We start from the raw sequence: 22,513 nt of genomic DNA on the forward strand, positions 1-22,513 counted from the left end.
TGTTAAAATGCCATCTTTACCTTGTAACTCAATTCTTTGCTTCCAAGCGCTATTACATGTACATGCCGCCGTCTACATGGACGGTTTGACCTGTCATATAGGCCGCCGCATCGGAAGCAAGGAAACGGACTGCATTTGCGATATCTGCCGCCTCGCCAAGTCTGGCCAGCGGAATTTGTGTCGCAAGCGAGTCCTTCATTTCACCGGACAGCTTGTCGGTCATATCCGTCTGAATAAAGCCCGGGGCCACGCAGTTGACTGTAATGCCGCGCGAGGCGAGCTCGCGGGCGCTTGCTTTTGTCAGACCTATGACGCCAGCTTTAGCCGCCACATAGTTGGCTTGACCGGGATTGCCGAGCACGCCGACAACGGACGAAATGTTAATAATCCGGCCTGAACGCTGCTTCATCATCGAACGAGTAACCGCCTTGATGCCGTTAAACACGCCTTTAAGATTCGTTTCGATAACTTGATCGAATTCTTCCTCTTTCATGCGCATAATCAGATTGTCTTTTGTGATGCCGGCGTTATTCACCAAAATATCAAGCGAACCAAGTCCGTCGATGACTTCTTTTACCATCGCTTCAAACTCATCCGCTTTGCCTACATTCGCTTTGATCACGATTGCACGGCGTCCAAGCGCTTCAACCGCCGCAGCCGTTTCCGCTGCAGCTGCCTCGCTGCCGGAATAATTGATGGCAACATCGGCTCCCGCCTCCGCAAGCGCGATTGCAATCGCCCTGCCGATTCCTCGGGAAGCGCCTGTAACAAGCGCCTTTTTGCCCTCCAAGCTCGCAAACATAATAAAATCCCTCCTAAAGTGTCTCGCTAACCTGCAGCTCGTTTAGTGCCGAGATGCTGTTAACCGAAATAACGCGAACGCTTCTGTCCACTTTTTTGATGAGACCGGTGAGCACGGTACCAGACCCGATTTCCACAAACGTATCGACGCCTTGGGAAATCAAATACCGGATGCTGTCTTCCCAAAGGACTGGGGAGTACACCTGCTCAACCAACAGCTTACGAATTTCGCTTCCATTGCTTACTGCACGGGCCGTCACATTCGCTATGACAGGCACCGCGGCATCTCTAAACTCCAACGCCTCAAGCTCGGCGGCTAGCTGCTCCGCAGCCGGCTTCATAAGCGAGGAATGGAACGGTCCGCTTACTTCAAGAGGAATCACTCGTTTCGCTCCCGCTTCGCGTCCCTTCTCAACTACAGCCTGTACGCCCGCCGCCGTGCCGGAGACGACGATTTGTCCGGGGCAGTTCACGTTAGCCAGCTCAACCGACGTTCCTTCCGCCGTAATCGAAGCGCATAGGCTCGCGAGCGCTTCCCGTTCCGCACCGAGTACCGCTGCCATTGCGCCTTGCCCGCTTGGCACAGCCTTCTCCATGTACAAGCCGCGGGCGCGAACCGTACGCACCGCATCCCGGAATGGCAACACTCCCGCAGCAACAAGTGCGCTATATTCCCCTAAGCTGTGACCCGCAACGTAATCTGCCTTAAGCCCGCTTTCCTCAAGCAGCTTAAGAAAAGCTACGCTTACCGTTAGCAGCGCAGGTTGTGTATTCGCCGTTTGTTTCAACGTTTCCTCTGGACCGTCAAAAATAAGCGAAGTCAAATCCATGGAAAGCGCATCATCGGCTTCCTTAAAAAGAGCTCTGACGCTTTCAAACGCATCGTAGGCGTCCTTGCCCATTCCTACCGTTTGCGCGCCTTGACCTGGAAATACAAATGCCGTCTTCGTCAACGTGTTTTCCTCCTACACCCAATAACAAATGGCTCCCGCAATAAGGCGGGGATAAGTCCCATTACCAAATCAGCACAGACGCTCCCCAAGTCAATCCGCCGCCGAAACCGACAAATACGAGGCAATCGCCTTCCTTTACCCGATTCTGCTCAACAGCTTCCGCCAGAGCCACAGGAATGGAAGCCGCAGACATGTTGCCGTATTTGTCCAGATTGATCATCGCCTTATTCTCCGGCAAGTTCAACCGGTTCATGGCGGATTGGATGATGCGGATATTCGCCTGATGCGGGACAAGCAGATCGATGTCTTCTTTCGTCAGGCCCGCTTTCTCCAAAGCGTCCTCCGCTGCGCTGCCCATAATGCGGACGGCAAATTTGAATACGTCATTGCCCGCCATATGAATATAATGCTGTTTGGAGGCGAGGCTGTCTTCCGAAGCGGGAAGACGAGATCCGCCGCCGCTTACTTTAAGCAGTTCGCCGCCGCTTCCGTCTGCGCCAAGCTCAAAAGCACGGAATCCCCGTCCTTCTTTCACTGGACCTAAAACAACAGCTCCCGCGCCGTCGCCAAACAGGATGCACGTATTGCGGTCTGTATAGTCCGTAATGCGGGACAACGTCTCCGCGCCTACGACAAGCACATGTTTGTACATGCCAGTCGCAATCATGTTCGATGCTGTGGCAAGCCCGTAAATAAAGCCCGAGCAAGCCGCGGACAAATCAAATGCGGCCGCCTTGCTGGCGCCCAGCTTGTCTTGCAGCAAGCAAGCCGTCGCAGGAAAAAACATATCCGGCGTGATAGTCGATACGATAATCAGGTCAATATCTTCTGCCGTAATGCCTGCAGCTTCGATCGCCATCTTGGATGCATGGTAAGCGAGATCGGAGGTCGCCTCCGCCTCCGCAGCCATCCTGCGCTCTTTAATGCCGGTGCGCGTCACGATCCATTCGTCGTTTGTCTCCACCATTTGCTCCAATTGTTGATTGGTAATGATTCGTTCAGGCACATATTTGCCTGTTCCAATAATACCGACAGAATGCAACCCCATGCTAAACACTCACTTCCCGTTAATTTCTGCGGAGATCGAACCGATGAGATCTCCTTGAAGCGCAATTCTTGCCTGACGCACCGCATTTTTGACCGCAAACGCATCGGACGAGCCATGGCATTTGACGACTAGGCCGTTAAGCCCGAGCAGCGGCGCACCGCCATGTTCTTTATAATCTAATTTCTTTTTTAGCTGTTTCAGCTTCGGAATCATAATGGCAGCTGCAATTTTGGTCAATAAGGAGCTTCCGAAAGCATCCTTGAGCGTGCTGAAAATCATGCCCGCCGTACCTTCCATCGCTTTCAGCATAATATTTCCAGAAAATCCGTCGCACACGAGAACGTCGCAATTGCGGTTAAGCACGTCTCTAGCTTCCACATTGCCGATAAAATGAATCGGTGCGTTCTCCAGCAATTCGTAAGCTGCCTTAGTCAGCTCGTTGCCTTTTTTGGCTTCCGTTCCGACATTGAGAAGGCCAACCCGCGGCCTCTCCAGCCCATGCACCTTTGAGCGATAGATGCTGCCCATAATAGCATATTGCATCAAATGCTCCGGCTTGGCATCCATATTGGCCCCCAGATCGAGCGACAATAGGCCGACATCGTCCATAGTCGGCAGCATCGGAGCCAGTGCAGGGCGCTCGATGCCTTCCATCCGACCGACAATAAGCAAGCCGGTTGCCATAAGCGCTCCCGTGTTGCCGGCAGACAACATGGCGTCGGCTTGCTTGTCCTTCACCAATTGGCCCGCCACAACCATGGACGCTCCCTTTTTCCTTCTTACTGCCTTAACCGGCTCATCGTCCGGTCCGATCACGTCATCCGCATGTGCAATGCTGACGTTAGCAGGAAGACTTCCGCCAATTAAAGGTTCAATAGCCGCCTTGTCTCCGACCAGAACAAGCTCCGTATCAGGCCATTCGGCCGCCGCTTCCAGCGCTCCCTTTACAATCAGCCCAGGGGCGTGGTCTCCGCCCATCGCGTCAATCGCGATCCGCATGTTCTTCTCCCCCTCCGTTGTTCCCTTCTCCAGCAGATCTGTAGATGACAAAGTTTCCTTGGAACACCATCTCGTCGCCTACATATGTAAACAGTTCTACCTTCGACTTGCTTCGTTCCCCCGAAATGGAGCGGACGTAAGCTTTCGCAATACATTTCTCTCCCAGCTTAACAGGCCGTATAAACCGGATGTCCGCCGTTACAGTAAGAGCGATTGCGTCATCGATAACGGCTACCGCGAGCGAATTGGCCTGCGCAAACACATGATGGCCCCTCGCGATCGAGGTTCGGGAGAATACATGCTCTTCGCGTATTTCGAAAATGGAAATGCCGCTTTTGTCGAGCTCCAAATCTACAATTTCGCCAATGACCTCGTGCAAAGGAAGAGAGCGGACGGAATCATAGGAACGTTCCGCCATCAGCTTCATTCTTTCCCTCAGTTCGGGAATGCCAAGCTCCATCCGGTCGAGCCGGATCGTTTGAATGCTGACCTTAAGCAAACGGGTTAGCTCCCGATCCGTTACAAAAGGATTGTCTTCTATATGACGGGTCAGCTGCTGATGTCGCTGACGCTTGGGCAATCGTTCCATGCTCGGCACCCCTTTTGTCGATAATGAGTAGTGGAATGACTGAGCGCGTCCTCTAGCAATCGCAATAGCCGAACCGCATTCCTTACTAGATATATGTTAAACCGATAGTTTTATCACCTGGTACTAAATCAGTATATAAAAAAAAATCATTCTGCGCAATGAAATGAAAAAATAGCACCCCACCGCTAGATGAAGTGCTATCGTTGAAATCATTATTATTGGGAAATGATCTCTTTTGTTTTGTAATATCCACACACTTTGCACACGTGGTGAGCCAATTTCAGCTCTCCGCATTGCTCGCACTTTACCATGCCCGGTATCGCAAGCTTGAAATGCGTACGACGCTTGTCGCGGCGAGTTTTGGATGTTCTACGTTGAGGTACTGCCATATTTCCCACCTCCTTCACAAAATCAATCGCTGTTATTCCTTAAATAAATCCTTCAGCGAAGCAAACCGCGGATCAATCCGCTCATGTTTGCACTCGCATGCACGCTCATTCAAGTTTTCACCGCATGTTTGGCAGAGTCCCTTGCAATCTTTGCCGCACAACGGAGCGAAGGGCATAAAGACTAGCAGCGCTTCTTCCAAGTAAGGCAATAGATCCAGTTTGTCCGCTTTGACTTCAACAAAATCATCATCTTCGCCTTCGTTCCCGTCCTCTTCCTCCTTAGCGTCGGAAGCGGGCTTGAACTGCTCGAAGTACGGAATAACCGTATGTTCTTGGGTCGGTTCCAGACATCTTGAGCAAGCAAGCTCCAGATCGATGGACAATTCGCCGTCCACCGTAACGAATCCTTCATGGCCGGCAACCTCAAGCGACACATGCAGCGGGCCTGTACTGACCACATCTGCGCGTCCCTTAAACAAATCGCTGACGTCAAGCTCCTTGCGAACGGTTGACTTCAGCCCTCTGGCCATCAACTCTTGCATATGAAACTGCATATCATCACTCCAAACAAACAAAGATTATTATAGCCATTCAAAAGCTGTTTTGTCAACAATTTCACTCTTCGTATTTGACCGCGCCTCATCTTCTGTAAAGGCAATCCCACTCTATGTTATAGTGTAACCAACTATAATGATCGAAAGGATGGGAGCTATGCGCGCAGTCGGACTCATCGTCGAATACAACCCTTTTCACAACGGTCATCGCTATCATCTTCGCCAGTCCCAACGTATTTCGGGAGCGGAAGCGGTTGTCGCCGTTATGAGCGGAAATTTCCTGCAAAGAGGCGAACCCGCCATGTGGGACAAATGGACCCGTACCCAAATGGCGCTTCAGGGCGGCTGCGATCTGGTTATTGAGCTTCCCGTCGCTTATGCGACCCAAGCGGCGGAATGGTTCGCATATGGTGCGGTTTCGCTGCTTGAAGCGACCGGCGTTGTCGATTCCTTCTGCTTCGGCACGGAAAGCGGGCTTCTGGAGCCTCTTGAGCTGGCGGCCGAAATGATGGCGAGCGAGCCCCCAAAGTTCCAATCGCTGCTGAAAGCCCGCCTGGAGACGGGAATCAACTACCCTGCCGCTTACAGCTCCGCCGTTCAAGACTATTTGACGGAAGCCGGCTTTGCAGAGGCCGCTTCATTCGCTTTCGATATGCCGAATCATACGCTCGGGCTTCATTATTTGATTGCGCTTCGCCGAATTGGAGGAGCCATGAAGCCTTTTACGATTGCCAGAGAAAAGGCCCAATACCATCAGCATACAATTACGGACGGGGCAATCGCAAGCGCAACAGCCATTCGCAAGCTGCTTCTTGAAGGATCAAGCGTACACGATACAGCAGCCTATATCCCGTCCAGCACCTATTCCGTTCTCCGGGAACTGTCTCAAAAGGGGGTTCGGCCTGTAAGCTGGGACAACTACTTCCCTGCCTTGCTCCATCTTTTAATGACAAGCGACTCCGGCAAAATGGCCAAACTGCACGAAATAACGGAAGGGCTTGAGCATCGCGTGCTGAATGCGCTGCCCGTTCTGCCCGACCCCACTTATGAATCGCTGCTTTCGCTTCTCAAAACAAAACGTTATACAAGAACTAAGCTTCAGCGCGCGCTTTTGTCTATTTTGCTCGGCCATGTCAAGGAAGATTTTACTCCTGCGATGCTGTCGGAGGGCGTCCAATATATTCGTATACTCGGTTTTACCGAAAAAGGGGGAATGCTGCTTAAACAAATGCGCAAATCCGCCTCTTTGCCCGTTCTCATGAGCGCCGCAAGGCCTCCGGAGCGCTATCGTTATTTGGAGCTGGACATTCGGGCAAGCAACGCTTATAGGTTGGGTATGTCCCCATCTGGCACCTGTAATGACCTTTTCCGCGATTATCGGGACAAGCCGATTATGCTTTAACGAGACCCGTTATAGGAGGCGATCGCCTCGATCGCCTCCTGCAGCGTTTCTACTCCTTGCACCTTCATGTCCGTACCGATCGCTTCCGCCTTTGCCCTTGCTTCCTTTTCGTTGGCTTTTGGCACGAGAAACAGTCCCGCTTGCTCGCGGCTCGTCGCGACCACCTTTTGCCTGATGCCGCCAATAGCTCCAACCTTGCCGTCTCCATCAATGGTACCTGTCGCCGCAATTGTAGCGCTGCCCGCCAAACTTCCTTCCGTCAGCAAATCGACGGCTCCAAGCGCAAATACAAGGCCCGCGGACGGTCCTCCGATCTCGCCCGCCGCAATAGCCAGCCTGTGCTCCTGCTCCTGCGGCTCGATTGCCCGCAGCTCTGTAAAGCCGGCAACTCCGAGCAGCGCGGCCAAATAAGCTTCCCCGCTTTGCTCGGCCTCTTGAGACTTTGGCTTCGCCAATTGGACAAGGAACGGCTTTTTTTCTCTCTCCGCTTTTATGGAAATGATTCCGTTGTCTTTCAATCCCGCCAATGCGGAAAATACTTTTTGCGCCGCGTCTCCCACATTCAAAAAGTCGTCGCCTTCGCTTAAGCCAAGAAGCTTGTCTCCCGGCCGGAGCGAACTGACTGGTTTGTCTCCAATCCGCTTTACATCCGTGACGACGATCGCTTTTGTCTCTACCTCGTAAGCCAAATGCAAATACCGATAGGCGGCCTCGATGGCATCGTTTTGGGAGCCTTCCATAATAACAGTCAGCCGCTTCGCATATTGCCGCTGCGTAACACCGCCGAACACGTCGCTTTTTAAATACACGTCCCGATCCCGGTCAATGCCCGCCGCTAGAACGTTCCAAAAATTCGGCTCCGTTAGCTTGACTGCCGTCAAAAGAAATTGTCCTTGATCCGAATGTTCTGAAGCCTCCGTATCGGCCTCAATCATATCCTGCACCGGAATGGCAATTCCGGGCTCGTACACTAAATACGGGGTGGGCGCATACAGCAGCACCCACATCACGAGCGCTGTAATCGCTGCGGACAAAATCGCCCGCTTTGCAACCGGGAGCCCATTTCGCATAGTCTATCCCCCATTCTATGCCTCATCGTCTCACGCTGGTCTATCTCTCCTTGCCGCGACGTACTAATAAACGAATAGGTTCGTCCAAAAGGAGTTAAAGCGGCATGCCCAAAACGATATTTCTCGCCCTATTGTCCGTCCTGTTGGTCGGATCCGTCATCTTGCAGCCCGACGCATCCTTCCAAGCGTCGCTTCAAGGATTAACCGTCTGGTGGAACATCGTATTCCCCGGACTGCTCCCGTTTCTTGTTTTGTATGAAATCATGCTTGCGTTCGGACTCGCGCATGCTGCCGGAGCGTTGCTTCAGCCTGCGATGCAGCGCATATTCAAGCTTCCCGGAGAAGCCGCGCTTGCTATCGTGTTCGGATGGATGGGCGGTTATCCGGCAGGCTCCGAAGCTGTCGCCTCGCTGCGCAAACGCGAGCTGCTCAGCAAAGCGCAAGGGCAACGGCTCCTCGCTTACGCTCATATGCCAAACCCGCTGTTCATGCTGGTGGTGATCGGGGCGGGCTTTCTGCAAAAGCCGCTTGCAGGCCTATTTATAGCGGTCTCTGTATGGGCTTCCGCACTATGGCTGCTGCTGCTTGGCTCTGTTTTTGGCAATAGCTCTACACAATCGGAACATGGCAAAAACGCCGCCAAGGCGCCTCAAACGGGCGTTGCCCGGCGGATGGCTCATGCCCTTCAAGAAGGGAGAGAGCAGGATGGCCGCAGCTTCGGAAAAGTGCTCGGCGACTCCGTTGCGGCCGGCGTACAAAAGCTGATGCTGGTCGGAGGCTTTATGATCTTCGCCTCCGTACTGGCCAAGCTGACGGAGCCTCTCCTGGCTCCTTTGGTAAAAGGCGCATTCTCCCTATCGTTCCTCGGCCCCGCTGTTTTTGAAAGCCATCTGGGCGCATACGCCGCCTCGATATGGCATGCGCCTGGCGCAAATATCGCTTTCGCTTGCGCGTTAATCGCCGCGATTGTTGCTTGGAGCGGACTTGGCGGCATTCTGCAAACCGGCTATGCCATCGCTGGAACGGATTTGAAGCTGCTGCCCTTTGCCGCACACCGTTTAAACCACTCGCTGCATGCTTTTTTGCTTACACTGCTCCTATGGGAGCCCATGATGCTGCTCGTTCAAAAGCTCGTTCCGAACGGGAGCTTCCCCGTTATTTTGTCGGGACAATATTATCCGGCATCGATAGGAAGCGCCTTGCCGGCAGCGCCTATGACGATGGACGCGATGCCGGCCATTTGGCCTTATTCCGTCGGCGCAGCTGCCATCCTATTCGCCGCCGCTTTAACGGCCTATTGGCTCGCACGGCCGCGAACTTTTTCCCGAATATCATAAAATTAATTTCGGGCGTCGTATTTTTCTTTCAGTCTAGCTTCGACCTGAGGCGGCACAAGCTCCCGCACCTCGCCTTTAAACTGGGCAATTTCCTTGACGATGCTAGAGCTTAAATAAGAATATTTAGGGTTGGTCATCATAAACATCGTGTCGATTTCCCCGTCCAGCAAATGGTTGGTCGAAGCCAGTTGCAGCTCATATTCGAAGTCGGTTACGGAACGGATTCCTCTAATGATGACATCCGCGTTTCTGCTTTTCATAAAACGGACCAGCAAATCCCGGAAACTGTCAATTTCGACGTTCGGAATTTCTTTTGTCACTTCGCGAAGCAGCTCCTTGCGCTCCTCCACCGTAAAAAGCGGGTTTTTGCTTGTATTGTTCAGAACAGCGACAACAAGCCGGTCAAATTGTTTAGCCGATCTGCGGATAATGTCCAAATGACCGTACGTGACAGGATCGAAGCTGCCCGGGTAAACGGCTATCCGTTCCTTTTTGGCATAAAAACCCTCTTTCCGTTCATGCTCATGATTGTTCGTTGTCATCCGATTCTCTCCTATTCATAAGGTCCGAATTCGCGTCTTCTTTGGCGTACCTGTATATCGTTACGGCGATATCGCCGTATTTGGCATGTTTCATTTGATCAAAATGCGGGAGGTGTTCCGGATAAGTGTGGGCAGCGTCATGCTCCACCACAATTTTGGCGTCGTTTTCCAACATCCCTTTATCCGCAAGTTCCTCCATCACCGCATCCATATCTGTCATTCGATAAGGCGGGTCCAAAAAAACAAGCGAAAACGCAAGCCCTCGTTTTGCCAACGCTTTCAATGCACGACCGGCATCGTTGCGGTAAATTTCCGCCGCTGACTCCGCGCCGACAGCTTTTACATTGTGCCGGATCACATCTATGCTTATCGTTTCCCGATCGACAAAAATAACCCTTTCCACGCCTCGGCTCCACGCCTCAAGACCAAGTCCGCCTGTGCCCGCGAACAAGTCAAGCGCAATGCCGCCGTCAAAATAGGGTCCTATCATGCTGAATATCGCTTCCTTCACCTTGTCCGTCGTCGGCCTCGTATTAGCGCCAGGTACGGCCTTGAGCGCGCGCCCTCTAGCTTCGCCCGCGATGACTCTCACTTGCAACTACCCCTTTCGCAATCATTCCCGCCTATCGTACCATAGTTTCCCTTCAATTAGAAAGAAACGATTGCGTAAGTTCGCATGGAAAACGGATTTTTTAAGAAGATGCGCTTCGATCTTTCTGAGGCCAATATAGCCCGTTTACTTCTACTTGTATATTGAGTTATGATGAGTCTTAATTTACTCTATTTTGCCGTGATAAGGATGTGCCGCATTATGAATGCCAGCCTGCTTCTGCTGCTGGGCGTACCAAGCGCTCTTTTCTTGATTTTAGCTATTGTCATCGGAAAAATGATCGTCACGAAAGAAGCTCCATCCAATGCCTACACCCCCTTCGATCATATTACAGGCCATTCGCAAGTCGAGTTTCATGATGAGAAGCAGGAAAAGGAGCAGGAAGACGATCAAGGCGACGACAAAAACAAAAACCGCGCGCGGCTATAAAGCCTCGTCTGCGTAACCAATTTAGGCTCCCTCACGACGAGGGCGCCTTTTTTGCTTTCTGGCTAGTTTAAAAAAATGCCAATCTCTATGCGGTCATTTCGCCTCGTGCCTTCCACCGTCATAAACCTTGCTTTTTGCAAAATCGCAGTAACAATCATACTTAATCCCGTTCGCTCCTTGGAACTCCCCTGTATTTTTGCAAAATGTACATTTTAATTTCGGATTCATTGAATAACGCCCCATTTTCTATGTTTAAAGATTGCCGACTCCTTTGCCGGCTTCACTTTTCATTACCCTATGGATAAAATCGCGAAACAATGCCTTCATAAGGCAACCGATTGTCATAATTTTGGAATAAACCAGAAATATACGTAAAAAACGTCGAATTATCAAGGAAATTGAGGTAAAATGTAGAAATGAATCTAATTATTTAGGAAGGAGTCCGTTGTAAATGAGAAAGATATTTAAATTTGGTGTTGTTATTGTTTTCCTTTTGTCTTCAATGAACATCTCCGTTGCAAGCGCTACAACCAACTTAATTCAAAATGGGGGATTTGAAAGCTACACGGGAGGGGGGACAGGAAATTTTTGGTCCTTTGGAACGATAGGCAATACACCACAGTCTTTTTATGCAGATGTCACCCCATCTGATGCGGCAGAAGGCGTTAACGCACAGAGACTGAGAGAGGATGGCGTTAGTCTAGCCGGAGATACTCTTCGTATTATTAGCGACAAATACTCCGTTACCGCTACGCAAAATTTAGCTTTGTCCTTCAAAACCAATGTCACTTCCATGGTGGAATCTTATTTAAAATATTCGCTCGTATTTTATGATTCTTCTGGGAATATCATTAGTGAAGCTGACGGTACAAACGTGACTGCTGCTACAAATGGCTATGTTTTGAAGAGCTTTGATGCTACTCCCCCATCCAATGCCGCTACATTTAGCGTGAAGTTTGATAGCGTCATTTCTTTAAATGGCGGATATTATCAGTTGTACCTTGATGACGTATCGGTCATCGTAACGAGCAGCAACAACTCGGTTTCAAATTCCACTCAAGTGGGAGTTGTTGGTGGCAACTTAGAATTTTCCGTATCGCCTAGCTCTTTTTTGAGCGTTGACCTCGACAATAACGCCGTCATGCAAACAACAGCGGCGTCGACTTCAGTTGTGACGGACAATACGGGTGGAGCTAGAGGCTGGTCTGTAAAAATGTCGGCAACTGATTTCACCAGCCAGCCATTGGCGGACCCGTCTTCTGGAGGAGCGGCTACTTTCGTCTTAAAAATACCTGCTTCTTTTGTTTCCGTGAATGTCGGAACCATTTCTCACACGGCTGGCCAACCCATCCATGCTACTCATGGGCCAATCGCACGAGCTATTACGCTTAGCAGTGCCACTCAAACCTTTGTTAGTGCGAACCCGGGCTTTGGTTCCGGTTCATACAGCGTTCCATTAAGCTACACGCTGACCATACCTAAAACGTTGGAAATTACAAGCCAAACCGGCACCGGCAGCAAGTTCGCTGTTGGAGATTTTGTAGGGACACGCTCCGGACAATATTTCGCGACTATAAATTTTACGATTGGAACTGGGCTGTAACAGTGTTGAAATAAAAAAGAGCAGAGAGGTCTTCGCCTCCTGCTCTTTTTTTGTTCTCCCGCTCTCTTTCATAAAAGCCAAATAATTAAACAAGCAAGAAGAATTACGATCATGACAAATAATAAAAACTTTCTTGTTCCTGTCCTTTTCCGTCGGTTATCGCTGCTAGTTATTGTTAATAATTGCTTACGAACATATAGGATTAACGTCTCATTTTTAAAGGGGCAAAATCGGTCAACTATTAGTCAACCTATTTCTTTACTATTAAGGATTTTCAGCAAACAAAAAATCGAGGCTCCCTTTCGGGAGCCTCTTTCATGGGAGAGGAGAAACCGGACGAAGAACTTATGGGGAAACGTAAGTCTTCTCCGCGGTTGTCTACGGCATCTTCCGACGCCGATGTTTTTATTTTGTCCGCATTCGGGGCGAATATACCTGATGAGCGAAAATAAAATAACGTTCCCTTTGGGAATGCTGTTTATAGGATCAAATTTGCACATTGATTACGCATAACAAAGTTTTTAGGTTTATGGTCATTATTTTCATAAGGAGGCAACCTCATTTATGCATACGGTATGGAAAGGCGCTATCAGCTTCGGACTTGTTCATGTTCCCATTAAAATGTTTACTGCAACGGAAGACAAAGATGTAAGGTTTCGCAGCATTCATAAGGAATGCGGGATGCCGATCTCACAAAAACGAGTCTGCTCCCATTGCGACAAAGAGCTTGAGCCAGGCGATATTGCCAAAGGATTTGAATACGACAGGGGCAAATTTGTGCTTTTCAGCGAGGACGAGCTGGATGCGCTTCGCCCGGAATCTGCACGCGTCATTCAAATTTTAGATTTTGTTCATTTAACCGACATTGATCCTCTTTATTTTGAAAAAGCGTATTATCTCGCACCCGACATGGCAGGAGCCAGCCCGTATGGCCTTTTAATGGAAGCCATTAAACAAACCGGAAAAATCGGCATCGCCAAAATATCGATCCGCAGCAAAAGCCGCCTCGCCGCTATTCGGGTTGTAGACAATTGCTTATGTTTGGAAACGATGCATTTTCCCGATGAGATTCGTCCCATTTCGCAAGTTCCGAACCTCCCTGAAAACGTAGCTGTAAGCGACAAAGAGCTTGAGATCGCGAAGCTGCTCATTGATCAGTTGACGGAAACTTTCTCACCGGAAAAATATACGGACGACTATCGTATTGCGCTGTTGCAAGCCATTGAGGGGAAAATCAGCGGCGAAGGAATCGATGTTGTCGCTTCTCCAGCAGAACCTGCTGGCGGCAAAGTAATCGATTTAATGGCCGCTCTTCAGGCCAGCCTCGAAGCGGTTAAAATTCCGACCGATTCTGGAAAAACTGCCACCAAACGAAAAGCCGCTCCCAAAGAGAAAAAATCGAAAAAGACGAAGGAAACGGCTTCATAAAAGCCGCCTAACGGCTCTTGCCGTTTATGAGCGAATTCTACTTAACCGATTAGAGCTGTCGGTGTTTGGTAGCACCCGAGATGAGTACAATAAGCGCTTATCCTTTGGAGAATGAATACATCCATTGTGATAAACGCTTTTTTGCCGCTCGACTGTGAAATCAGTTCCGCCGATTCCATCTCGCATGTTATACCAAATAGTAAATTATGCTATATATCGTTTGGCCTGAAGCTCAAACATTTCCTTGTACCGTCCGCCAATCCTCATCAATTGCTCGTGGTTGCCTTGTTCAATGACCTCCCCGTCCTTCATCACAAAAATTCGGTCCGAATGGCGGCAGCTGCTGAGCCGATGAGAAATCATAATCGTTGTTTTACCTTCGCATAGCTTCGCGAAGTTGTCGTAAATTTCAGCCTCGGCAATCGGGTCGAGGGCAGCCGTCGGCTCGTCCAATATGACCAATTGAGCGTCACGCATATAAGCCCGGCTTATCGCAATTTTTTGCCATTGCCCTCCGGACAGCTCAACCCCCCGATTGAAAATAACGCCCAACTCCGTATCTAACCCTTGCGGAAGATGCGTCAGTATTTCGTCCGCTCCGGCTTGCGAGGCCGCGACCTGAATTCGCGCGTCATCCTGTAAATGCTCCAGCCCGCCTAAAGCAATGTTTTCGCGTGCAGACAAGTTGTACCCTACAAAATCCTGAAACACAACCGCCATATTGCGGCGCATCGAGCTTGGAGAAATAGTCTGAATGTCAATCCCGTCAAATTGTATCGTCCCGCTCGTCGGCATATACAAGCCTAAGATACATTTGACCAGTGTGCTTTTGCCTGCCCCGTTATCTCCTACGATAGACACTTTTTCCCCAGGCTTGATGACCAGATCGATTCCCTTTAGCGTCGGCTTCGCTCCACCGTGGTACTTAAAGGATAACTGCTTGATACAAATGCCTTCCTTCAAAACCTCTGGGAACGATTCGGTATGCTCCTCATTCGTCTCCAGCTTCATCTCCAAAAAGCCCAGCGTGTCCGTCACGTATAGCGAATCCTCATAAATGGCGGCCATACTGCGGCCGATTCCCGCCACAAGCGCTTGTATCTGAGTAAGTGCCTGCGATAGCGATACATAGTGGCCAATCGTTAAGCTGCCTCTGTATCCAAACCATACGAGCACCGCATAAACTCCGATATTCAGCATCGTATGCGAAAGGTCAAGCCACATGCTGCGTCGCAAGTTCTGACCTTCGAGCGTCAACTTCTCCTTCGTCACCTTTTGAAATATACCCTTCCACTTTTGAATTAAATAAGGCGCGCTCTCGAACATCCGAACTTCTTTTGCCGTATCCCGGCCTTGCAAAAGCTGTTGAAGATAAGAAAGCTGCCGCTGCTCGTGCGTCTGCATGACCATTTGTGAAAATCTTAACCCTCCCGCTTTCGAATTGAGCCAAAGGTTGGGGATTAGCATGCTCATCATCGCCACAGCGAGCACCCAGTGAAAGCTGAATAAAATATACAAAATACCCGTAATCGAAATACTGCTTCGAACAATTGTCATAACTGCGCTAAATATATTAAAACCTCTCGTATCCATCCCGAACGTCGTCCGTTCGATCTTATTGAAGTATTCATAATTGTCGAAGTGATACAATGGAAGTTTCGAGGTCTTTTCCAGCAAAATCAGTTGAAAATAGTATCGCAATTGCTGCTGTGCCCGCATGGTCAGCATTTGATCCGCGTATTGAAGCAGCTTGTCCGACAAATACAGAAGGGCCTGCAATCCAAGCAATTGGAAGCAATAAAAAAGCTCGACCGACTTGTCTAGAAACAAAGCGGTAATTGAATCAATCGTTTCTTTTACTAGATAGATTTGAATAATCGGCACAAATGCCGTCACGACTTTAAGCGTTCCGATTATGGCTAAATAACCCGGAATAACGCGGATCACGATAGGAAAAAACTTGCCAAACAGCAGCGCAATCGCTCTTATTTTTTGTTTGAAAGGGATTGCAGTAGTTTCAAGGTTCGGTATTTGATTGTTGGACATCATCTTATGATCTGCCCTTTCCTTATCAGGTATCGAACTATTTCGCATAAAAGCCGACACCGACTCAAGGTCGATGCCAGCCTGAACGCATGTGAATTAGTTCGGAATTGGAACGGACGGACCAGGTCCAGGTGCCGAACAGCTGCAGCTGCTAAAATTAACGTAACTTTGGTCGGAACGGCTATAGTAGGTTCCTTCTAATACGTATCTCGGATGGACCGTACCGTTAGCGTCAACATAAGAATCGCATGGAGTATACGTACAGCAAGCATTTATGCCCCAATAACTATTGTGGATACAGCCTACATACATATATAATTCCCCCCTTGTTTTGAATATGGATATTGCCTCTCCAATTTCCCTTTTTTGAGAACCATTAAATTTTATTGCTTATGCGCCTGTACACACACATTCCGCAAACGTCCCGTGGTTTTGTCCCCCACCCGTATTGCCCACGTAATACCAAATATCACCAAAAAGAGTATATAGATTTTGTACACTGCCATCTGGCAACACTTTTGTACCGCATAGGTTCGTAGAGCAGCAGGCCGTCATGTAATACGACTTCGGAACATGCTCTTCAATACACCCTGTCATTTATTCACCTCCCTCCCAAAACTAACCAGATTATATCTGCAAAAAATGAACCCCGTAAATGAAACCGATGAACTACTATTTCTAATTCTGGAAACTGTCAAAAAACGAAAAAACAGGTCTTTTTTTGAGTTGTTTTATCCCTCTTCCTCGAAATTAGGCGTATGCAAATAGCAAACTGCGCAGATGGACAATGAAATCCTGTTTTTATACCAGTAGGTAAGGACTATTTTTTCGACGTTATTTTTCAATTATTAAAATAAAACATGTGTTATATTTTAATTTTTTTCTATTTAAACGTTGTACTACATAATTTCAAACGATTATTTTATCCGCTTAAACATTTATATGCCCCGAACCTATCGAATGAGTAAAAAACCACAACGCGAGGGGGAGTCGCATTGTGGTTGTATGTTTTGAAAACTCGCTTTTTAGCCATTCTCCCATTCGCTACCTGCTGCTTGGCCTATGCCCTAAACTTGCATTTATAAACCGATCGGTCTATACTGTAACAAATGGAAAAGAAAGGGTGGAGATTTTAATGAGTGCACTCATCCCCCCGTTCACACGCGAATCCGCCATTCAAAAAGTCCGGATGGCCGAAGACAGCTGGAACAGTCGTGACCCATACCGGGTATCGCTTGTCTATACGGAGGACAGCCGATGGCGGAATCGCACCGACTTTCCAGTCGGCCGAACGGAAATTGTCTCGCTGCTTGAAAGAAAATGGGCTAAGGAGCTGGACTACCGACTCATAAAGGAGCTTTGGTCATTTACCGATCACCGAATCGCAGTGCGCTTTGCCTACGAATGGCATGACGATAGCGGGAATTGGTTCCGATCTTACGGGAACGAAAATTGGGAATTTGCAGCTGATGGCTTAATGAAGTTCAGGTTTGCATCGATCAATGATATGCCGATTAGTCCATCCGAACGAAAATTTCATTGGCCGCTCGGTCGGCGCCCCGATGACCATCCCGGCCTAACCGATCTAGGCTTATGACCCGAATCGTATTCGAAAAAGCCGATGTCATACCGATGGTTGCTGAGGTTTTCCGTGAACTCGGTTACGAAGGTGCATCCTTGAGCAAAATCACGGCCCGCACACGACTTTCCAAAGGAAGCCTTTACTATTTCTTCCCTGGCGGAAAAGAGGAAATGGCCGCCGAGATTCTCGCACATATCGATAAATGGTTCATAACCAACGTATTTGAGCCCCTCGAACGGGACGAACCGCTTGCGGCCATTCAAACGATGTGGCGCGAGGTCGATGCGTATTTTCGATCAGGCCAACGGATATGTCTTGTCGGCGCTTTTGCACTTGACGAGACGCGGGATCGGTTCGCTTTGATCATTCGACAATATTTTAAAAGGTGGATTGATGCTTTGAGCGCCGCAATTGTTCGAGCAGGAGTCTCCCTCGATACCGCTGCTGCAATTTCAGAGGAGACGGTTGGCGGAATTCAGGGGGGATTGATTCTCAGTCGAGCGCTTAATGACGAGACCCTTTTCGAACGCACTCTATCCGTTCTCTCTGAGCGATTGATGAAACTCCTTGGGTGCGACGGATAACGGATATCAGTCATGTCGTTTGACTGGCCCCTGCCCGAAACTTGCCCTTACTAGTTTATCGGTATACCCTATCCTTCTACCAAAAAAATCCGCCAACCATCCGGTCGGCGGATCCTACTTATATGTCATTTGCATAACTCCATAGCGTCTGCTTCTTCCTTTTGATTAGCCCGGCTGAGGCTCTTGTCCGCTCGCTTTGCGCAGCTCGTTGGCAAGGCGGTTAAATTCTTTCCGTGCATCCGGCACATTCGTTGACATATAAGCGGCACTTAGGAACAAAATGATCGCATTGGCGTCCTTAGCATCCAGCATCGGCTCTTCCTCCTCGCCATCATCATCGTTTATGAGCTCCTCCACTCTGTTGACAAACGCTGTCCAGCCGCCCCACTTTCCGTCTTCGTTCATAAGGCGAGGGCAGTTTTTGCCGCTCCAGTCGTAATGCCGCCTTAGCCGGTCCGTCCCCCAGTCTCTTTCCACAAGCATCGCGGCCACTAGACTTGCCGCGTTCTCAAGCGTTTGATCATAGTTTCCGCTTTCCGTAATTTCAATGCCGATCGAGGTGCGATTGCCGCTGTCCTTCCCGCTTCCGTCGCCCGCATGCCAAGCCACTTCGTTCAGCGGAATACATTCAATCGCTTCATGCTCATCAATGACAATGTGAAAGGAAGCCGTCACTGTATTGGACGGATTCGTCAGCCAATTTCGCTCGTTCCGCGCTGTACTGGTTGGATTGGCGGTATTGTGAATGGTAATGGTCGTCGCTTTTAGCGAGATGCCCGGCCGCCTGTTGTCAGGCGTCGACTTCGGGATATGGTCCACAACATAGTCATACATGCCGCTTCCCCCTTCTACTAAGCTTTCGTATATCCTATTCCCCTCCGTCCAAAAAAGGCAGGGCTATAAGCCCGAGCTCATCCCCCAGAGCAATTCCGGCAAAACCTCCTGCCGACTGCGCTACTCCAGCATGACTACTCTCGCCAAGCCGTCCCAACCCGCCTTAAGAGACAACACGTCCGCAAAATCTCTTATTTTAATAAATCCGGCCGATGACGATAATACCGTATCCACATCGACTCCGTTTACGGTTGTTCGGCTGCCCTTCCAGCCGATTGTCGCCCCAAGCGCTTCACCCGTCGCTTTGGCCTGAATCCAAGTCACTCCTTGCAACAAATAACCTTTGCTAATTACTCCTCCGTGGTAAACGATCGGCACGACCGAAGCTTTTTCAAATCCTTTTGGCGCCGGCTGAGGTTTTCCCATTTCGTCATATTTCTTTAACCCATATTGCCTAATGAGGGAGGTCAGCTTAGAAGGATACGCCGGGTCCGTCGCATACCCGCAAGCTTGCAGCATTTGCGCCTGCCTCTCCGGCGTATCCGCTTGCCGCACTCGCGCATAACGGGGAGTGTTGAGCAGTAGATCGAGGTCTTTGTAGAAATGGTAGATGCTTTTATATGCCCGGAACGCCGCCTTTGCCGCAACCGCCCTCCCGTCTACGTATTCCCATGTCCCCTTAACTACGGCCTCTCCTTGCCAATAAGCATTTTCCTTGCCTGCTCCTACTTTAACTCCCCCCAAGTTGTTCCATGCAGGAATTTCTCCCCCGGATTCCAGCAAGCTCTGCGCAAGCCTCACGGACGGGAACATCGGAGAACCTTCGCCTCTTACCAAAATAACCGCTGGCACAATAGCCTGAAAAAATTGCTCTCTCGTCAGCTTCGCCATCCCGCTTGCTCCCTTCGCTTTCGCCGCTCTACAGCGTACGATGCCTTGTTACTACGTAATATGCAGCGGTTTGGCATAACGAAACGGCCCTTGTCCACAAAGACAAGGGCCGTTCCGACAGCATTTATTTTCCTATTCCATAGAAGCTTTTTGTATTTTGAAGCAGCATCGCTTCCGTTTCTTTAAGCGGCAAACCTTTTATTCGGGAGATGGATTTGGCTACTTCCCGCACCATTAGAGGTTTTGTAGCCATGCCAGCAAAAGGTCCTTCAAACGGCCATGGTCCATCGGTTTCCGCCATCAGCAGCTCGATCGGATACTTTTGCACCAGAGCCGCAATTTCAGGCTCGTATGCGACATCCGGCGTCACCGAAATCCGGTACCCCGCCTTCATCATCCGCTCTACCGTCGCCTCCGCTCCTTTAAACCAGTGAAAATGCGCTTTGCGAACGCCGTGGCGCTCTAGCAAGTCGCACGCTTTATCCCCATCCTCGTAAACGGCATGGAGAACAATAGGGCGGTCAAGCTCTGCGGCAAGCTGAGCAAAACGATCCAGCAGACATAAATAGGGAGCTTCGTCAAAATAGTGCCCCGCCGCTTCCTTGTCCGTTCTCATGTAATAGGGCAGGCCGACCTCACCGATGGCAAAAGCATCCCCCGCCGCGTGGCGCTGCCGAATCCACGACAGCAGTCGTTCCACTTCGCGTTCCTCAGGCAGCGTCTGCTCCGGATGAAAACCGTATGCAGGATGGACTCGCCCGGGATACAGTCCGGCAAGAACGGCATTTCGTTTGCACGACTCCAACTGCATCGACACAGCGACAACCGCTTCCACACCGTTTCGAAACGCTTCCTCCAACAGTACAGTTTGCTCCGCTTCCGCGTATAGGTCTATATGAATATGAGCGTCTATGTAACGACGCGCTACAGGATCGCGCCTATTTTCTGCCCCTTCGTTATTAACCCCCATGGCCGTCAGCTCCCCTCGCTTCTCCGAGATGGCGGTATACCCTCTCTTTCAGTTCCATAAACCGGGCATCTCTCCAAAGCTCTTCCCTGCGCGGACGTTCGAAAGGAACCGTAATTTCATCCACCAACTCCGCAGGGGCGGAAGACAGCACCAATATACGGTCGGACAAATATAGCGCTTCTTCTATGCTGTGCGTGACTAAAAGAACGGCTCTTCGGTTTTGCTCCCAAATAGACAATAGCCACTTCTGCATTTGCCCTCTTGTCAGCGCGTCGAGCGCTCCGAACGGCTCGTCAAGCAGCATAAGCCGCTGCGGCGACAGCAACGCGCGCAAAAAAGAAACTCTCTGCTGCATCCCACCGGACAATACATGGGGATAAGCCCCAGCGTATTCGCCCAGCCCGACGCGCTCCAGCCACATTGCCGCATCCTCTTTTGCTTTTCTTTTGTCCACGCCCGCAATCGCAAGCGACAGCTCAATGTTGCCTGCGACCGTACGCCACGGCAGCAGTGAAGCTTGCTGAGGCATGTAGGCTACATGGCCGGTTTGGCCCGTTGTAACCGCTCCGCCAATCTTCACTTCTCCCGCCGATGGGGGCTCTAATCCGCCAATGGCGCCGAACAGCGTCGTTTTGCCGCTGCCGGAAGGGCCGATAATGGAAACAAATTCGCCGTCGCCCACTTGGAAAGAAAGATCGCGCAGCACTTCCTTGCGGCGGCGCGCATCGCCGAAGCTTTTGCAAAGCCCGTTAACTTCCAGCATGCCGCTCCGCCTCCTTCTTTGGCCGCCAACGAACAATAAGCCGCTCCGCCCATGCGATTAATCCAAACAAAGACAAACTAACGATAATGATAAGCAAGGCGGCGGCAAAAGCACGCTCCGGCATGTACCCTCTGGACGAGACGACCATATATCCGCCAAGTCCTACTTTTGGAGACAGCATTTCCGCAAACGTTGCGCTAAGTACACTGTAAGAGGCGGCAATTTTGAGCCCGGAGAACAGCCCTTGAATCGCATGGGGCAGCTCCAGCCGCCAAAACAGCGTCCACTTTCCGCTTCCGATCATACGCATATAGTTGCGTAAGCCTTCATCCGTATTCGACAGCCCGCCCAGCATGGCAATGCACACCGGGAAAAAGCAAACCATAATGACCAGCAGCGCTTTCGGCAATAGCCCATAGCCAAACAGCATCGTCATAATCGGACCCAAAATAACAATCGGGACGTTTTGCGATAAAATGAGCAGCGGATATAACCCTCTGCGCACACCCGGCAGCAAATGCAGCAAAGCGGCGAGGGCAAAGCCCGCCGCCGCTCCTCCCGCCAGTCCAATGACAGCCAGCTCTACAGTAGCTCCCGTATGCTCCAGCAGCCTTGGCCACACCTTTGGAGAAAATGCTTCTTTCACGACACCCAGCGGCGATGGAATCATCCATTCCTTCACAATGCCGAAAGTGACGGCCGATTGCCACAAAACCAGCAGCACTCCCAGCGCCGAGGCAGGCGGCCAGAGGCGCGACCATAAGCCCTTTTTATTGCCCATCCGGATATTTCTCCAGCAGGCGCCCCATCGAAGCTCCATTTTCCGGGTTGTAATAAATTTTGATTTGCGAAATAACGGATGCGCAGCCCATTGCCGTCATTGCTTCGTTCATGCGCTGCACGACAGCCAGCAGCTCGCCGAGCTCACCCTCCATCGTGGTTTCCAGAGGCGCAACACGGTAAGGGACCCCTGACTCTTTAATGATTTCAATCGCCCGATCCACGTACGGGATGACGCTTTCTCCTCCCGGCGTGCTCGGCAAAATTTGAATGCTGACAAGTGCGTTCGCCATAACCATTTATCCCCTC

Annotated in this window: 26 protein-coding genes; 8 read left to right on the top strand and 18 right to left on the bottom strand. The window is 50.3% G+C overall.

Features of this window, described 5'->3' with window-relative positions; translation table 11 throughout:
* Nucleotides 1-52: 52 nt before the first annotated feature.
* The 7 genes from fabG to ACFQZE_RS07610 all read right to left on the bottom strand — a co-directional run bounded on the left by fabG (nt 53) and on the right by ACFQZE_RS07610 (nt 5,333).
* The gene (gene fabG / locus ACFQZE_RS07580) at nt 53-802 is read right to left on the bottom strand and encodes a 3-oxoacyl-[acyl-carrier-protein] reductase (RefSeq protein ID WP_379355264.1); all 750 of its coding nucleotides are present in this window, start codon (nt 800-802) and stop codon (nt 53-55) included.
* Between the two features lie 13 nt (nt 803-815).
* The gene (gene fabD / locus ACFQZE_RS07585) at nt 816-1,754 is read right to left on the bottom strand and encodes an ACP S-malonyltransferase (RefSeq protein ID WP_379355266.1); all 939 of its coding nucleotides are present in this window, start codon (nt 1,752-1,754) and stop codon (nt 816-818) included.
* A 61-nt stretch (nt 1,755-1,815) separates the two neighbouring features.
* Complete coding sequence (locus ACFQZE_RS07590; RefSeq protein WP_379355268.1) at nt 1,816-2,802, bottom strand: beta-ketoacyl-ACP synthase III; 987 nt, start codon at nt 2,800-2,802, stop codon at nt 1,816-1,818.
* A gap of 9 nt (nt 2,803-2,811) precedes the next feature.
* Nucleotides 2,812-3,801 (bottom strand): phosphate acyltransferase PlsX, encoded by a 990-nt coding sequence (gene plsX, locus ACFQZE_RS07595; protein ID WP_379355270.1) that lies wholly within the window; start codon nt 3,799-3,801, stop codon nt 2,812-2,814.
* A complete protein-coding gene (gene fapR / locus ACFQZE_RS07600) occupies nt 3,785-4,381 on the bottom strand; it encodes a transcription factor FapR (protein WP_379355550.1) in 597 nt (198 codons plus the stop codon). The genes plsX and fapR overlap by 17 nt, the downstream gene beginning before the upstream one ends.
* A 224-nt stretch (nt 4,382-4,605) precedes the next feature.
* Nucleotides 4,606-4,779: a 50S ribosomal protein L32 gene (gene rpmF, locus ACFQZE_RS07605; RefSeq protein WP_116043433.1), complete on the bottom strand. Its 174-nt coding sequence runs from the start codon at nt 4,777-4,779 to the stop codon at nt 4,606-4,608.
* Between the two features lie 32 nt (nt 4,780-4,811).
* The gene (locus ACFQZE_RS07610) at nt 4,812-5,333 is read right to left on the bottom strand and encodes a YceD family protein (RefSeq protein WP_379355273.1); all 522 of its coding nucleotides are present in this window, start codon (nt 5,331-5,333) and stop codon (nt 4,812-4,814) included.
* A 157-nt stretch (nt 5,334-5,490) separates the two neighbouring features.
* On the opposite strand from ACFQZE_RS07610, the gene ACFQZE_RS07615 reads away from it, so the two are divergent.
* Entirely contained in the window at nt 5,491-6,735 is a 1,245-nt protein-coding gene (locus ACFQZE_RS07615; RefSeq protein ID WP_379355275.1) for a nucleotidyltransferase, read from the top strand.
* On the opposite strand, the gene ACFQZE_RS07620 is transcribed toward ACFQZE_RS07615, so the two are convergent.
* A complete protein-coding gene (locus ACFQZE_RS07620) occupies nt 6,732-7,805 on the bottom strand; it encodes a S16 family serine protease (protein WP_379355277.1) in 1,074 nt (357 codons plus the stop codon). The genes ACFQZE_RS07615 and ACFQZE_RS07620 overlap by 4 nt on opposite strands.
* A gap of 104 nt (nt 7,806-7,909) precedes the next feature.
* Here ACFQZE_RS07620 and ACFQZE_RS07625 point away from each other — a divergent pair, with 104 nt between their 5' ends.
* Nucleotides 7,910-9,142 (top strand): nucleoside recognition domain-containing protein, encoded by a 1,233-nt coding sequence (locus tag ACFQZE_RS07625; RefSeq protein ID WP_379355280.1) that lies wholly within the window; start codon nt 7,910-7,912, stop codon nt 9,140-9,142.
* Between the two features lie 2 nt (nt 9,143-9,144).
* On the opposite strand, the gene coaD is transcribed toward ACFQZE_RS07625, so the two are convergent.
* Together coaD and rsmD are read right to left on the bottom strand one after the other, a co-directional pair.
* Nucleotides 9,145-9,684 (bottom strand): pantetheine-phosphate adenylyltransferase, encoded by a 540-nt coding sequence (coaD, locus tag ACFQZE_RS07630; protein ID WP_379355282.1) that lies wholly within the window; start codon nt 9,682-9,684, stop codon nt 9,145-9,147.
* Complete coding sequence (gene rsmD, locus ACFQZE_RS07635; RefSeq protein ID WP_379355284.1) at nt 9,665-10,276, bottom strand: 16S rRNA (guanine(966)-N(2))-methyltransferase RsmD; 612 nt, start codon at nt 10,274-10,276, stop codon at nt 9,665-9,667. Before rsmD ends, coaD begins: the two co-directional genes overlap by 20 nt.
* A gap of 219 nt (nt 10,277-10,495) precedes the next feature.
* Between rsmD and ACFQZE_RS07640 the strand changes: the two genes are divergently transcribed.
* From ACFQZE_RS07640 to ku, 4 genes are all read left to right on the top strand, one after another.
* Nucleotides 10,496-10,723 carry a DUF3951 domain-containing protein gene (locus tag ACFQZE_RS07640; RefSeq protein ID WP_379355286.1) on the top strand — a complete coding sequence of 76 codons (228 nt, stop codon included), beginning with the start codon at nt 10,496-10,498 and terminating at the stop codon, nt 10,721-10,723.
* A 451-nt stretch (nt 10,724-11,174) separates the two neighbouring features.
* Entirely contained in the window at nt 11,175-12,326 is a 1,152-nt protein-coding gene (locus ACFQZE_RS07645) for a hypothetical protein (protein ID WP_379355288.1), read from the top strand.
* 317 nt (nt 12,327-12,643) lie between these two features.
* Entirely contained in the window at nt 12,644-12,778 is a 135-nt protein-coding gene (locus ACFQZE_RS07650) for a hypothetical protein (RefSeq protein WP_379355290.1), read from the top strand.
* Between the two features lie 112 nt (nt 12,779-12,890).
* Nucleotides 12,891-13,754: a non-homologous end joining protein Ku gene (gene ku, locus ACFQZE_RS07655; protein WP_379355292.1), complete on the top strand. Its 864-nt coding sequence runs from the start codon at nt 12,891-12,893 to the stop codon at nt 13,752-13,754.
* A gap of 204 nt (nt 13,755-13,958) precedes the next feature.
* On the opposite strand, the gene ACFQZE_RS07660 is transcribed toward ku, so the two are convergent.
* Together ACFQZE_RS07660 and ACFQZE_RS07665 are read right to left on the bottom strand one after the other, a co-directional pair.
* Nucleotides 13,959-15,803: an ABC transporter ATP-binding protein gene (locus tag ACFQZE_RS07660; protein WP_379355294.1), complete on the bottom strand. Its 1,845-nt coding sequence runs from the start codon at nt 15,801-15,803 to the stop codon at nt 13,959-13,961.
* A 387-nt stretch (nt 15,804-16,190) separates the two neighbouring features.
* Complete coding sequence (locus ACFQZE_RS07665) at nt 16,191-16,397, bottom strand: hypothetical protein (protein ID WP_379355296.1); 207 nt, start codon at nt 16,395-16,397, stop codon at nt 16,191-16,193.
* A gap of 538 nt (nt 16,398-16,935) precedes the next feature.
* Between ACFQZE_RS07665 and ACFQZE_RS07670 the strand changes: the two genes are divergently transcribed.
* Together ACFQZE_RS07670 and ACFQZE_RS07675 are read left to right on the top strand one after the other, a co-directional pair.
* Nucleotides 16,936-17,397 (top strand): nuclear transport factor 2 family protein, encoded by a 462-nt coding sequence (locus ACFQZE_RS07670; RefSeq protein ID WP_379355298.1) that lies wholly within the window; start codon nt 16,936-16,938, stop codon nt 17,395-17,397.
* Nucleotides 17,394-17,966 carry a TetR/AcrR family transcriptional regulator gene (locus ACFQZE_RS07675; protein WP_379355300.1) on the top strand — a complete coding sequence of 191 codons (573 nt, stop codon included), beginning with the start codon at nt 17,394-17,396 and terminating at the stop codon, nt 17,964-17,966. The genes ACFQZE_RS07670 and ACFQZE_RS07675 overlap by 4 nt, the downstream gene beginning before the upstream one ends.
* Nucleotides 17,967-18,131: 165 nt before the next feature.
* Here ACFQZE_RS07675 and ACFQZE_RS07680 read toward each other — a convergent pair whose 3' ends face one another.
* From ACFQZE_RS07680 to ACFQZE_RS07705, 6 genes are all read right to left on the bottom strand, one after another.
* Nucleotides 18,132-18,800: a peptidoglycan recognition protein family protein gene (locus ACFQZE_RS07680; RefSeq protein ID WP_379355302.1), complete on the bottom strand. Its 669-nt coding sequence runs from the start codon at nt 18,798-18,800 to the stop codon at nt 18,132-18,134.
* Nucleotides 18,801-18,920: 120 nt separating this feature from the next.
* Entirely contained in the window at nt 18,921-19,691 is a 771-nt protein-coding gene (locus ACFQZE_RS07685; RefSeq protein WP_379355304.1) for a glycoside hydrolase family 73 protein, read from the bottom strand.
* A gap of 124 nt (nt 19,692-19,815) precedes the next feature.
* A complete protein-coding gene (locus ACFQZE_RS07690) occupies nt 19,816-20,661 on the bottom strand; it encodes a TatD family hydrolase (protein ID WP_379355306.1) in 846 nt (281 codons plus the stop codon).
* Nucleotides 20,651-21,424, bottom strand: a complete 774-nt coding sequence (locus ACFQZE_RS07695; protein WP_379355308.1) for an ABC transporter ATP-binding protein — start codon at nt 21,422-21,424, stop codon at nt 20,651-20,653. Before ACFQZE_RS07695 ends, ACFQZE_RS07690 begins: the two co-directional genes overlap by 11 nt.
* Nucleotides 21,411-22,205: an ABC transporter permease gene (locus ACFQZE_RS07700; protein WP_379355310.1), complete on the bottom strand. Its 795-nt coding sequence runs from the start codon at nt 22,203-22,205 to the stop codon at nt 21,411-21,413. The genes ACFQZE_RS07695 and ACFQZE_RS07700 overlap by 14 nt, the downstream gene beginning before the upstream one ends.
* A complete protein-coding gene (locus ACFQZE_RS07705) occupies nt 22,195-22,497 on the bottom strand; it encodes a thiamine-binding protein (RefSeq protein ID WP_379355312.1) in 303 nt (100 codons plus the stop codon). Before ACFQZE_RS07705 ends, ACFQZE_RS07700 begins: the two co-directional genes overlap by 11 nt.
* Nucleotides 22,498-22,513: the final 16 nt, after the last annotated feature.

It is taken from the genome of Paenibacillus sp. GCM10027627 (genome assembly GCF_042675505.1).
Classification (GTDB): Bacteria; Bacillota; Bacilli; order Paenibacillales; family Paenibacillaceae; genus Pristimantibacillus.

Bases quoted from the DNA above. Each gene is read 5' to 3' on its own strand.
- ACFQZE_RS07700 (WP_379355310.1), bottom strand. From the start codon at position 22,205: ATGGGCAATAAAAAGGGCTTATGGTCGCGCCTCTGGCCGCCTGCCTCG.
- ACFQZE_RS07690 (WP_379355306.1), bottom strand. From the start codon at position 20,661: ATGGGGGTTAATAACGAAGGGGCAGAAAATAGGCGCGATCCTGTAGCG.
- ACFQZE_RS07640 (WP_379355286.1), top strand. From the start codon at position 10,496: ATGAATGCCAGCCTGCTTCTGCTGCTGGGCGTACCAAGCGCTCTTTTC.
- ACFQZE_RS07695 (WP_379355308.1), bottom strand. From the start codon at position 21,424: ATGCTGGAAGTTAACGGGCTTTGCAAAAGCTTCGGCGATGCGCGCCGC.
- ACFQZE_RS07685 (WP_379355304.1), bottom strand. From the start codon at position 19,691: ATGGCGAAGCTGACGAGAGAGCAATTTTTTCAGGCTATTGTGCCAGCG.
- ACFQZE_RS07590 (WP_379355268.1), bottom strand. From the start codon at position 2,802: ATGGGGTTGCATTCTGTCGGTATTATTGGAACAGGCAAATATGTGCCT.
- ku (WP_379355292.1), top strand. From the start codon at position 12,891: ATGCATACGGTATGGAAAGGCGCTATCAGCTTCGGACTTGTTCATGTT.
- ACFQZE_RS07665 (WP_379355296.1), bottom strand. From the start codon at position 16,397: ATGACAGGGTGTATTGAAGAGCATGTTCCGAAGTCGTATTACATGACG.
- ACFQZE_RS07660 (WP_379355294.1), bottom strand. From the start codon at position 15,803: ATGATGTCCAACAATCAAATACCGAACCTTGAAACTACTGCAATCCCT.
- rpmF (WP_116043433.1), bottom strand. From the start codon at position 4,779: ATGGCAGTACCTCAACGTAGAACATCCAAAACTCGCCGCGACAAGCGT.
- fabG (WP_379355264.1), bottom strand. From the start codon at position 802: ATGTTTGCGAGCTTGGAGGGCAAAAAGGCGCTTGTTACAGGCGCTTCC.
- ACFQZE_RS07620 (WP_379355277.1), bottom strand. From the start codon at position 7,805: ATGCGAAATGGGCTCCCGGTTGCAAAGCGGGCGATTTTGTCCGCAGCG.
- ACFQZE_RS07675 (WP_379355300.1), top strand. From the start codon at position 17,394: ATGACCCGAATCGTATTCGAAAAAGCCGATGTCATACCGATGGTTGCT.
- ACFQZE_RS07610 (WP_379355273.1), bottom strand. From the start codon at position 5,333: ATGCAGTTTCATATGCAAGAGTTGATGGCCAGAGGGCTGAAGTCAACC.
- coaD (WP_379355282.1), bottom strand. From the start codon at position 9,684: ATGACAACGAACAATCATGAGCATGAACGGAAAGAGGGTTTTTATGCC.
- ACFQZE_RS07670 (WP_379355298.1), top strand. From the start codon at position 16,936: ATGAGTGCACTCATCCCCCCGTTCACACGCGAATCCGCCATTCAAAAA.
- ACFQZE_RS07650 (WP_379355290.1), top strand. From the start codon at position 12,644: ATGGGAGAGGAGAAACCGGACGAAGAACTTATGGGGAAACGTAAGTCT.
- ACFQZE_RS07680 (WP_379355302.1), bottom strand. From the start codon at position 18,800: ATGTATGACTATGTTGTGGACCATATCCCGAAGTCGACGCCTGACAAC.
- ACFQZE_RS07645 (WP_379355288.1), top strand. From the start codon at position 11,175: ATGAGAAAGATATTTAAATTTGGTGTTGTTATTGTTTTCCTTTTGTCT.
- ACFQZE_RS07625 (WP_379355280.1), top strand. From the start codon at position 7,910: ATGCCCAAAACGATATTTCTCGCCCTATTGTCCGTCCTGTTGGTCGGA.
- ACFQZE_RS07615 (WP_379355275.1), top strand. From the start codon at position 5,491: ATGCGCGCAGTCGGACTCATCGTCGAATACAACCCTTTTCACAACGGT.
- ACFQZE_RS07705 (WP_379355312.1), bottom strand. From the start codon at position 22,497: ATGGCGAACGCACTTGTCAGCATTCAAATTTTGCCGAGCACGCCGGGA.
- plsX (WP_379355270.1), bottom strand. From the start codon at position 3,801: ATGCGGATCGCGATTGACGCGATGGGCGGAGACCACGCCCCTGGGCTG.